This is a genomic window from Pontibacter sp. HJ8, from assembly GCF_054824225.1.
The window spans coordinates 1-11,963 of sequence record NZ_JSYF01000120.1 but is presented as its reverse complement, the minus strand read 5'-3'; the positions used below and the strand labels follow the sequence as shown (position 1 = coordinate 11,963).

Genomic DNA, 11,963 nt, shown 5'->3' with positions numbered 1-11,963 from the left:
TACAAAGCGGTTCTTGTCTATGTTTTCGCCCATGTAAAGCGCATACTTGTGCGAAGCGCCTCTTCCGCCACTGGCTTTGGAACGCACCACTTTGTTGAAGTCCGGATCGGACGAAATCATCACCAAACCATTCTCCTGGTAATTGATAAAGAACCAGGTATAGGGATCGACCTGCAGGTATAGATTCACCACCGGCTCCCCATTCAGATCCTGCCTTATCTCCATATACCCGTCCATGTTGGCATTGATGTCTTCTTTCATCATGCTGGCCAGGCCCAATTTGCCCACGCTATACCAGGCATTCTTCTCGTTGGACCAGCGCAGGTCTACCTTGCTGAACACCATGCTGCGCATCAGCTTGCCTGAAAGTTTTGACAGCGGCGTATACGCTGCCTGATCTCTGTATTTGCGCGTGTCCCGGTTGCCGATAACACTTCCGAGCTTATAGAGCATCGCTTCTCCCCCGCTCAGCTCACTGCCGTCTCTGGTGGCGTTTTCAGAAACTTTCTTGGCCATCGCGTTGATCACATTGTTGTGCACGTTCAGGTCAAACGCCAGCAGCGCATCTATATTATAGCGGCTGCTGTCTGCATTGGCACTGCCGCTACCGGCCGATTCTATGCCGAAGTGCTTTAAAGAATTAACCAGATTCAGTTTTCCCTGAAAATGTACTGTCTTGCTGGCTTCGTTGTAGCGCAGCTCATTCCCTTCGTAGGAATCTGCTACCGAACGCGCGGCATTGGCGATCTTGAACTCGTTCAGATTTTTGTCATAGGACAGGTTGCCATCCACCAGGAAGATATCCAGGTCGTCCTCATACTGTTTCTTTGAAACAAAAGTATTGTATAGCTTGGAAGTACCCCTCGAAACGTGAAGCCCGGTATGCAGTGCGGTGCCATCGGCTGCTTTCGGATTCACAATCGGGATGCGCACATTGTCCGGATTCAGAGAGTCCTGCTTGAAGGGGAACCAGTCCGAATCTGCTTCGTTTCCAGTAAAATTAAGCTTCAGATCGCCGTCAAAATCCATGTGCGGCCGGTAAGAGTACATCTTCACGCCGCCACGGTACCGGATACGCGGGAAGATATAGAACTTGTCATCTTCGCTTACCTGCGCCATGGCGTAAGTCGTTTTGATCTGCTCTTTCTTTTTCAGTTGCTGCTCTCCATACGTGAAATCAGCAAAGCGCAGGGTAAACGAATCGGATGCAGCGTTCTGATAATCACGTGTCGCCACTCCTTTGAAAGCATTGCGGGACTGCACATCAATGCTGCCGGCATACAGCTTGTGGAATTGCTTTAGGGAGTCAGCGATCACACGGGAGTTATGTAGGGTCTTGATGGTCGCGTCAGCTGCTACTGCTACTTTCCCACTGTCGGGTATAACGTGTACATCGGCCAGCGGAATGTAGGGCACGCCTCCGGCAAGTATGCTGTTCACTTTCAGGTCATACTCCCCGCTTTCGGCGCTGAAGCGTAGCCCCTCCTGCTCCGGATGCTGCGAGTAGAAGTAGTTCTTGCCACCGCCTTCTTCTGCTGCCAAGCTGATCTTTTGCTGCTTCATGTCCCACTTGGCCTTGCTCATCGAGGTTTTGTACTGTGCTTTCGGGAACTCGATGCTGGCAGCACCTTTCTGTTCGCTGCCGAATTCTACATTGTTTTTCGCCAGATCATAGTTGATGGCGACATCCTGCGCCTTCACGGCAGGCCTTCCCTCCACATCCGATTTCACTATCATCTGGGCATGATTGCCCGCAAAGCTACTGCCTTTGAACAAAAACTTGTCGGTTACAACATTGGCTACCTTGTTGTCGAGCTCGCCGCTGCCATACAAACCTCCGGGAGACAACTTGGCAATGCCTGTAAACTTGTGCTGATCCTTGTATACCTGCAGGGGCTCTTTTTCCACAAAGACATACATGGTATCCTGTTTTGCCATCCAGTTCATTTCAAACTTGCCGAAGGTAGCTTCCGGAAAGTCGGCAGCACCGCCCCCTGCTGTCATCTTAGCATTGGTACCTGCCTTTGTGATCACCCTGTCCAGGTAATAAGTAAACACGGGCGCCTCGAAGGTGGATGTCAGGTATTTAAGAGGTCCTCTGCTCTGTATGCCTTCTGAGTTCATCATGATCGTATCATACGCAATGCCTTTGCCGCCAAAAGCAGGCAGGCCATTGGATCCCGGCTGGTAATAGAAACCCAGCGTCTGATCCGGCATCATGGTGAGTTTGGTTTTGATAGGCGGGAATATTCCGCCGGAGTGAAATACGCCTGAAAACGCGATGCTCCCTTTGCCGGCGCTTAAGCTGTCGAGTTTGTAAGAAGGTATGTCAAAGTAGACGGTGCTGTCGTAAGCACCAGCCAGCACCTCCGGGCGACTGAAGGCCACCTGCCCCCCCATCGGCGCATCGAACTTGGGATAATCCGGATAATATTCTTTGCCGGATTTATTGTCGGGTTTGTTGATGTAAAGCTTCCCCGACATTTTGCCTGACCTGCTTGTCATCACCTGCTCATTCTCGTTTTTATTCAGACCGGAGCGCTTTTTCGTAGCAAACGCCACTGTATCCAGCTTCTGCATGTCGATCATGAACTCCTTGTAGTTGAACTTAAACTGAGAGCCCTTGAAGTTGAGACGACCGGCGTATATCTTCCCGCTAAACTCCATATTGCGGTTATCCAACAGATGGACGATGTTGCTATCCGGAATCACATAGATGCTGGTAGAGTCGTTGTTGAAGGCGACCTTCTCGACACCGCGCACGGTCAGCTTGTTATTGCTCAGGTTCAGGGTAGCATTCTTGCCGGATGGCACTACCGATTTGATCACCAGGTGGTCATAGTCATTCGTCTTCCGGGCCGAGCCTACATAATGCCAGGCTTTCGGCTTCAGGGAAATAAAGTTTGACTGGCCGTCATAATTCAGATATCCTTCCCGAGCCAGGTTAATGGCCGCCTCCCGGATGGCAGATTCATTTATTTTATTCGCCTTGGCAACATCTGCCGCGTAGAACTCACTGCTTTTGACTTTCGCTCCGTAGGCGACAAGCGCTTGCAGCGGGTGGAAACTTGCCACCCCTACCAGTTGCTGGTAACGGATGTTGGAGAAGTAATTGTTTGACTCCAGCTGAACCGGTATGAGTGTTTTGGTATTCAGGATGGAGAAGTTTACCAGGGGGGATTCCAGGTTCCAGACCAGTCGCTCTGCTCTTATCTCGAACTTGTGATAGCTGCCATAAAAAGGCGTTTTACCATAAGAACCCTTGTCCCGCGTAAGTACCAGCTCTTTGGCTGGCTTCGAATAGCTCAACTGCATGGCCGGATGCGACAGGGAGTCTTTCTTTTGGTAGATAGCGACAGAGGCTCTATTGGTAGAGATCACAGAGTCGTTCAGGTTGTAGTTATGCGCCATGGAACGGAACTTGCGTTCTCCGTTCAGAGACACGACCAGCTCGGAAACACTGCCATCCAACGGTTTACTGCCCACAATGTCACCGGCCAGCGTAAAGCCTCCTCTGTAGGCGATGTTGCTGCCCAGGCTTTTGACTTTGGCGTCATTGGTAAAAGAAGCAAAACGAGGGTATAGCTTTTCACCGTTCTTGCCAGGCTTGGTACTTCTGAACTCCAGGGCTCCTTCAATTGGTGTGTCCAGCACCGCGTTGTAGGTAAGGGTCGCGTCCGGTACTTTAAAAGCGGCGGCAGTTATATCGAAGTTATACTTTCTGAAAGCGGCTGATACGGGCTTTCCTGCTGCCTGCCATTCAAAAGACCCGCCCTCCCCGACAAACATATTGTTAGCCAGCATCAACTGGCCGGAGGTTTTCTTAATGGAAGTAGAATCAAACGATGTGGCAAAGGCCAGGGTAACGTTCTCGAGCTTGAGGATGGGACCCGACACTTTAGGTGGCGCAGGTATAAACATCTTCTTGAAATTTTCCTTGCGCTTTTTCTCTTCTGCCTTCGGATCTGCTTTCTTAGGTTTACTTACTACGCTTCCCCAGCCGTCATCCACCAGTTCTTCCTGCCCGGAGGCGGCGGCTTCGTCATCCCAGGAGAAGTTATCCCACTCGGTGCCGTTGGCTGCTTCCTTGTCTGTATCTTTCGCGGCAGCTTTGCCTTCATACGCAAAATTCACACTTCCTCCCGAAGAACGCAGGGTATACTGCTTGTTCTGGTAAAGTATACCGGAAGTCAGGTAGCGGCTGCTGGTGCTCAGGAAGCGGTCCAGATTGACTCCTTCCTCCTGCTGCACGGCTTTGTCCAGCACTTCGAGCATATTATCGAGCTGCGCATTGCCCATCTTCTGGCTGTTAATACCGCCAGTCAGCATCAGAAAGAACTGCTCGAAGTGCGGATTGGCGCGTAGCTTCTTGCGGTACATACGCTGGGAGATGTCGATGACCTGCTGCTTCTGTTTTGCCGACAGCTTCCCATTATTCCAGATGCCTTCCAGATCAGCAGACAGCGTCTCCGCATTGGCTACTTTTCCTGCCACCAGCAAGGCTTTGGCGTCTTTCACAAACTCCGCCGGATCTGTTGACAGTTTGGTTTGGGCCTGCGCCGCGAAGAAGGAGAGAAAGAAAAAAATGGGTAGAAGTTTATGCTTCATAGATTGGGGGTGTGGAGTAGTTGATTAGCTGTTCTTGAAGATGGCAGAGACCCAGTTGTTCTTAACCCGGTGCGAGACATAGTTCAGCCCCAGTTCGGTTGCCCGCTCCTGGAGCGCAGGGAGATCCTCTGTATAAAAACCGCTCAGCAACAGTGTCCCGGCAGGCTTCAGCACCGTCACATAGGCAGGCATGTCCTCCAGGAGCACATTGCGGTTGATGTTGGCCAGTATGATATCAAAAGGTTTTTCACCTTCTATTGTCTCCGCGCCGCCCAGCCGCACATCGATGCCGGGATAGTTATTGAGCTGGGCATTCTCGCGGGCATTCTCCACGGTCCAGTCCTCTATCTCGACAGCTATAATATCGGCTGCTCCCAACTCCCCGGCCATGATCGCCAGAATTCCGGTGCCACAGCCCATGTCCAGCACGCGCTTCCCCTGATGGTCCAGCGTCAGCTGGTTCTCGATCATCAATGTGGTCGTCTCATGATGCCCCGTGCCGAAAGACATCTTCGGGTTGATCACGATATCATACTTTGCGTTGGCAGGTTTCTCATGAAAAGAAGCGCGTACGGATACCTGGTCTGCAATGAACAGCTGCTCGAAATTGCGCTCCCACTCCTCGTTCCAGTTCTGTTGTTCGATCCGCTGCACCTGGTACGCTACCTGCATGATGTCTGTATAGCGTGCCAGCATCTCGTCAAGCGCTTCCTGATCAAATTTTGCTTCGTTTATATAAGCGTTAAAGCCTTCTGCGGTATCTTCAAAGGTGTCAAATCCTAATTCCGCCATCTCAGCGATCAGGATATCAGCGAAATCAGGGGCTACTTGGAGCGCTACTTCTATAAAATTCATGGTATGGGTTATGGCCGACATGCAGCATAAGAGCGCACGTTGGTAAAGTGAACAGTAAAATCGGCAAGGTTGCGGTTGTCGGTCACGAAAAGGATGTGATCGGCAAAGGCTTTTTTCTCTGTGATGTGCCAGATAGCGGTACCATCCGCAAAGAGCTTGTTGCTCTCCCGGTATACCACCATGGAAGCAAAGGCTTCATCTTCGCCCAGAAACACGGTATAAGCGGCTGTATTCTTGTACTTTGGGTCGCGTTCCAGGTATACCGAGCCATATACCCGGCAAATGTCCCGGCTTACAGTCGCTGTACTGGTTGTTGGTGCCGTCCCTCCCATATAGGGCATGAGGGCAAGCCACAAGGTGATCAGTAGAATCATAAGCATTAATTTAGTCAAATATAACTATAACTTCAACAAAAAAGGCTGCTAACATCATGTGTTAACAGCCTTTTTACGAACGTTCACCGGAATCAGAAGGATTTAACGATATCGGCAAAGTCTCTTGATTTGAGGGAAGCGCCGCCAATCAGGCCGCCGTCCACATCTTCCTGCGAAAACAACTCCCTGGCATTGCCCGGGTTACAGCTGCCGCCATACAGGATGGACGTATTAAAAGCTGCCTCCGCATCGAACATGCGCGAAAGCTGCTCGCGGATATAGGCATGCATTTCCTGGGCCTGCTGGCTGCTGGCTGTGCGGCCTGTGCCAATGGCCCAGATCGGCTCGTAGGCTACCGTTACCTGGTCAAACTCTTCGTTGCTGAGGAAGGACAGGCTGTCATGCAGCTGTTTGCCCACATAGTCGAAATGGTTGTCTGCGTCGCGCTCTTCCAGGGGCTCTCCGCAGCAAAAGATCGGATTCAGCCCTTGTGCTATACTTGCTTTGAGTTTTTTGTAGAGTGCCTGGGCATCTTCGTGGTGGTACTGGCGGCGTTCACTGTGGCCGATGATCACATACTCGGTACCTACTGACTTGAGCATCGCCGCTGAGACCTCGCCCGTGAAGGCGCCGCTGTCATGCTCGCTTACGTTCTGAGCGGCCAGGTGCAGCCGGTCGTTGCCCTGCGTCAGTTTGCCCACGCTCTGCAGGAACGGGAAGGGAGGGGCGATGATCACGGTCACATCACCATTCACTTCGTCCCGCACCATGTTGTCGATCTCAGACACCAGCGAAAGCGCCTCCTCGTACGTTTTGTTCATTTTCCAGTTACCTGCAACGATTCGTTTTCTCATGTTTTATAATTTGATGATGGATTGCTGTTTATACGCTTTAAAAAAAATTGCTCCTACCAGGCAGCAGGAGCAATTTCTAATTTTTAATTTATAATTTCTAATTATTCACTCTACAACTTCCCCTTCAGGAAGCGGGCCGTATGGTTATCTTCCAGCTTGGCCATATCCTCAGGTATACCTTCAAACAGCAGTTGTCCACCGTTTGTGCCTCCTTCCGGCCCCAGGTCTATGATCCAGTCAGCACACTTGATGATGTCCATGTTGTGCTCGATGATGATGACCGTGTTGCCATTTTCGATCAGCGCGTTGATGGACAGGAGTAACTTGCTGATGTCATGGAAGTGAAGCCCGGTACTGGGTTCATCGAAGATAAAGAGGATATTCTCGTGATGCGATGTTGCGCCTTTGGTCAGGAACGAGGCCAGCTTCACCCGCTGCGCTTCCCCTCCGGACAGCGTATTACTGGATTGCCCCAGACGAATGTACCCTAACCCGACATCATCCAAGGGCTTCAGGCGCTCGATGATCTTGGGCAGGTCTTCAAAGAAACTGATGCTGTCGGCAATGGTCATGTCCAGCACCTCGGAGATGCTCTTGTCTTTATACTTGATATCCAGCACATCCTGCTTGAATCGCTGCCCGTTGCAACTCTCACAGGTCAGGTAGATATCGGCCATAAACTGCATTTCGATCTTCACCTGTCCTTCGCCCTGGCATACCTCACAGCGACCGCCTTCAATGTTGAAGGAGAAGTGGGAGGGTTTGAACCCACGTGCTTTTGCCAACGGCTGGTCGGCATACAAGGTCCGTATGGCATCGTAGGCTTTCACATACGTGACCGGATTGGAGCGCGACGACTTGCCGATCGGGTTCTGATCCACAAATTCCACATGGTTGATCTTGCCATAGTCGCCCTGCAGCTTATCAAACTTGCCGGTCGCTTCTGAAGTAGAGCCGTGCAGCTTTTGCATGGCTGGCGCCAGTATCTTCTTGACCAGCGTCGATTTACCGGAGCCACTTACGCCTGTCACCACCGTCATCACACCCAGCGGAAACTTCACATTCAGGTTTTTGAGGTTGTTTTCGCGCGCTCCTACTATCTCAATGGCATTGCGCCACTTGCGGCGCTGCGGTGGCACCGGCACTTCCATGCGGCCACTCAGGTATTTGGCAGTATAAGTATCCCCTTTCTGGGCAAGCTCGGCAAAGGTTCCCTGGAACATCAGGTTACCACCGCCCGAACCGGCTTCAGGTCCAATGTCAATCAGCAGGTCGGCCGCCCGCATCATTTCTTCTTCGTGCTCCACTACGATCACTGTGTTGCCGATCTCCTGCAACGAGCGCAGTACGCCGATGAGTTGCTCTGAATCTTTCGGGTGAAGCCCTATACTGGGCTCGTCGAGAATGTACATCGACCCTACCAGCGCACTCCCCAGGGAAGTAGCCAGGCTGATGCGCTGGCTTTCGCCGCCGGAGAGGGTGTTGGAGAGCCTGTTGAGCGTCAGGTAGCCTAAGCCCACCCGGTCCAGGTAGCCCAGGCGGTTGGTGACTTCTATCACCAGGCGATCGGCTACCTGCTGGTCGTGCTCGGACAGCTCCATGTTCCGGAAGAACTCCAGCGTCCGGGTGATAGGCAGCAACACCAGGTCGGTAATACTTTTACCATCCACTTTCACATAGCCGGCATCCTTGCGCAGGCGCGATCCTTTGCAATCGGGGCAGGTGGTGCGGCCCCGGTAGCGCGACAACATCACCCGGTACTGTATCTTATGCGTCTGGCCCTGCAGGTGTTTAAAGAAGTCATTCAGGCCTTCGAAGTACTTGTTGCCTTTCCAGAGCAGCTCCTGCTCCGCCTCCGACAGCTCGTTGTACGGGCGGTGGATCGGGAAATCGAAGCGAATGCCGTTCTTGATCAGCGGCTGAAGCCACTCGTTCATTTTGTCCGAGCGCCAGGGCGCTACGGCCCCTTCGTACACGGTCAGGCTCTTGTCCGGTATAACCAGGTCGGGGTCTATTCCCAGCACGCTTCCGAAACCTTCGCAGGTCTGGCAGGCGCCGTAGGGGTTGTTAAAGCTGAAAAAATTAACCGAAGGCTCCTCAAACACCATTCCGTCGAGTTCGAACCGGTCCGAGAAAACATGCTCTTCTTCTCCGTGCAGCACACGACACTCGCCGTGGCCTTCGTAGAAAGCTGTTTGTACGGAGTCCGCGATCCGGAATTGCAGGTCCTCATCGGAGGTATAGATCACGGCCCGATCCACGAGGATGTAGACTTCCTTGCCCAGCTTGGGATTCTTCTGCTCCAGCAGCTCTTCAATGAAGTATACCTGCCCGTTGGCATACAGGCGGGAATAGCCTTTCTGTAACAGCAGGTCCATCTCCTTGGCCAGCGTGCGCTCCTTGTGCTGCTGCAGCGGTGCCAGGATCATGATCTTTGCTTCATTCTCGAGCGAGAAAATAAAATCCACTACATCGGCGACCGAATCCTTTTTCACGACTTCCCCGGATATAGGCGAGTACGTTTTGCCAATCCGGGCGTAGAGCAGCTTCAGGTAATCGTATATCTCGGTGCTGGTACCTACCGTAGAGCGGTTGTTCTTGATGCTCACCTTCTGCTCGATCGCGATGGCCGGGCTGATGCCTCTGATATAGTCCACATCCGGCTTGTCCATACGGCCCAGGAACTGGCGCGCGTAGGAGCTCAGGCTTTCCACGTACATGCGCTGCCCTTCGGCATAGAGGGTGTCAAATGCGAGCGAGGACTTGCCGGAACCGGAAAGCCCTGTGACCACAATGAATTTGTTGCGGGGCAACGCCACGCTGAGGTTTTTAAGATTATGTACCCGGGCGCCTTTGATGATGATGTGCTGGCGGGGGTCGAGTGTATCGAGGTTACTATCGGATATGTTTGCCATAGAGACAGGGGTACCGGCCGGTGACTAAACATACGCCACAGCCAATGACCTAAACTTGCTAGTATATAAGTTGTAAAGATACGAATACCCCGCCTTATTCTGAAGGAGTTTGTCATACCTGACACTTCATCCAGGCAAACGACTCCGACTACTTCAGATAAAAAGTCAGGGCATCTTTTTAAAACAGCAGCTACCGCAAAAAGGTTTAGGCAGCAAACTTCTTTTACCTATCCTTTTCTGGTGCCGGTTATACCTGAATCATAGCTAGAAAACGTGCCCCTGCTGCGGGGCTTCGCTATACCTTCCGGAATGACAGGCTCCGGCCTTGCCCGTAGCTGGGAATGGCCTTGATTTCAAAATATACACCCGAAACATCCGCAGGTAGAGATAACTGCTTTGTCCTGCTCCCGTATGTATGGGTTGCTATCTAAAACTATTAAAACCAATCGTATGGGAAAAGGAGATAAAAAATCCAAAAAAGGTAAAATTGTAAAAGGCTCTTATGGCAACAGCCGTCCCCGCAAGGCCAACAAGGCAACAGCTACTACCGAAAAGAAAGACGCTGCAGCGAAGTAACCCTGTACACGACTTAAACACTCTAAGCCTATGCTCCACCACTGCACATCCAGGTGGGGCATAGGCTTGCGTTTTTTAGTTAAGCGGCTTCCGTGTCGGGGCTCAGGTCCAGTTTGCGCAGCTTGTCGGCTTTCAGGGCTGTTATACCTACGACCGCCAGCGTAATGACACCGCCCAGCACCACCGATGGCACCGCTCCCATCAGCTTGGCCATCAGACCTGCCCTGAAAGCTCCGATCTCATTGGAGGAACCTACAAAAATGCTGTTGACCGATGACACCCGGCCCTTCATGTACTCCGGCGTGAAGGTATGCAGTAAAGTGGAGCGGATGATCACGCTGATGCTGTCGAAGGCACCACTCAGGATCAACAGCACCAGCGAAACCCAGAAGCTGGTCGAAAGCCCGAAGAGGATAAGACTGACACCAAAACCTGCCACACACCAAAGCATGATCTTGCCGGCTTTGACCGTGATTGGGTGATAGGCCATCCAGACAGCCATGATCACGGAGCCAACAGCAGGCGCCGCCCGCAAAAAGCCAAGTCCCTGCGGACCAATCAGCAAAATATCCGATGCATAGATCGGCAACAGCGCCACCGCGCCGCCAAACAACACCGCAAACATATCCAGCGAAATGGCATTGAGGATGAGCTGGTTGCCAAACACAAATTTTATACCGGTGCGCAGGCTTTCCTTCATATTCTGAGGGTTGATGTTCTCCGGAAGGGGCTTGGATCGTATCATGGCAAAGAAGGTGAACGCCAGCAGGACCAGCAGGGCATCCAGCGCATAGGCCGCCGTAATATTATAAAAGCCATACACCAGTCCGCCGATAGCAGGCCCGACCAGCGAAGCGGCCTGCCAGGTGGTGCTGCTCCAGGTAATGGCATTGGAATACAGTTGCTTGTTGGCCACCAGTTGGGGCATAAACGAAAACACGGCAGGCCCCATAAAGCCCCGTGCTATACCACTGAGAAAAATGATCAGGTAGATCGGCACCACCCCGTACCGCATCAGCACATTACTTATATCGAGTGTAAAGAACAAAAGCGCCAGGGAACAGAGCAGCAGTACAGCCATCACAACCACAATTATTTTCTTGCGGGGCACCGTGTCAGCCACATACCCGGCATACAAGGAAACAAATATCGAAGGGATAGCCTCCGCTAAACCGATCAGGCCAAGCGATAAGGCGTCTTTGGTAATATCGTATATCTGCCAGCCGACAATAACGGCCTGTATCTGCATGGCCAGTGTGATACACAAACGGGCTGATATATAGAGCCTGAACTCAGGCAAACGGAGCACAGCATAGGGATCATGCCTGCGTGCAGATTTATTGCTCATTTTCCCTTGCCTTTAGAATGAATACGCATAGGTGCAAAGCTACAGGATCGGATGCATTCCCGCAGGATGCTTCCTTGAAATTATTATACCCCGATCGCCTCCGTGTTCGCTCGCAGGCGCCTGCAAGGGCTTAGGTACGCTTTATAAGGTGGACCGCCGGTCTTGCACTTATCAGGTATAGCGGAATTCGCTTATAAGGCCTGACCGGCTGAGTGGACGCTCCTGAAGGCATCATTTTGACTCAACTCCCTGTAAGTCTTTAAAGTATAAAATTTCTTAAAATTTTATACTTTAAACTGCAACACTACTTCCCATATCGAAGTATAATTTTAAACAGAGCGGGTATAGTATCCTCAGCCAACACTTCCGCTTTTTATATGCTGCAAGTAGCGATCAGTTCCGCAACGCACCTGCTACAGATACAGCCATTAAG

At 51.8% G+C, this 11,963-nt stretch carries 7 protein-coding genes; 1 reads left to right on the top strand and 6 read right to left on the bottom strand.

Features of this window, described 5'->3' with window-relative positions:
* The 5 genes from OB13_RS06805 to uvrA all read right to left on the bottom strand — a co-directional run.
* A partial coding sequence (locus OB13_RS06805) for a hypothetical protein (protein ID WP_461489403.1) occupies positions 1-4,608 on the bottom strand: 4,608 nt, incomplete at its 3' end.
* Positions 4,609-4,632: 24 nt separating this feature from the next.
* Complete coding sequence (gene prmA / locus OB13_RS06800) at positions 4,633-5,463, bottom strand: 50S ribosomal protein L11 methyltransferase (protein WP_461489402.1); 831 nt, start codon at positions 5,461-5,463, stop codon at positions 4,633-4,635.
* Positions 5,464-5,471: 8 nt separating this feature from the next.
* The gene (locus tag OB13_RS06795; protein ID WP_461489401.1) at positions 5,472-5,837 is read right to left on the bottom strand and encodes a DUF6150 family protein; all 366 of its coding nucleotides are present in this window, start codon (positions 5,835-5,837) and stop codon (positions 5,472-5,474) included.
* Between the two features lie 92 nt (positions 5,838-5,929).
* Positions 5,930-6,691 carry a triose-phosphate isomerase gene (tpiA, locus tag OB13_RS06790; RefSeq protein WP_461489400.1) on the bottom strand — a complete coding sequence of 254 codons (762 nt, stop codon included), beginning with the start codon at positions 6,689-6,691 and terminating at the stop codon, positions 5,930-5,932.
* Positions 6,692-6,801: 110 nt separating this feature from the next.
* Positions 6,802-9,606, bottom strand: a complete 2,805-nt coding sequence (gene uvrA, locus OB13_RS06785) for an excinuclease ABC subunit UvrA (protein WP_461489399.1) — start codon at positions 9,604-9,606, stop codon at positions 6,802-6,804.
* 450 nt (positions 9,607-10,056) lie between these two features.
* Between uvrA and OB13_RS06780 the strand changes: the two genes are divergently transcribed.
* Complete coding sequence (locus OB13_RS06780; protein WP_461489398.1) at positions 10,057-10,182, top strand: 30S ribosomal protein THX; 126 nt, start codon at positions 10,057-10,059, stop codon at positions 10,180-10,182.
* A 79-nt stretch (positions 10,183-10,261) separates the two neighbouring features.
* On the opposite strand, the gene OB13_RS06775 is transcribed toward OB13_RS06780, so the two are convergent.
* A complete protein-coding gene (locus OB13_RS06775; RefSeq protein WP_461489397.1) occupies positions 10,262-11,530 on the bottom strand; it encodes an MFS transporter in 1,269 nt (422 codons plus the stop codon).
* Positions 11,531-11,963: the final 433 nt, after the last annotated feature.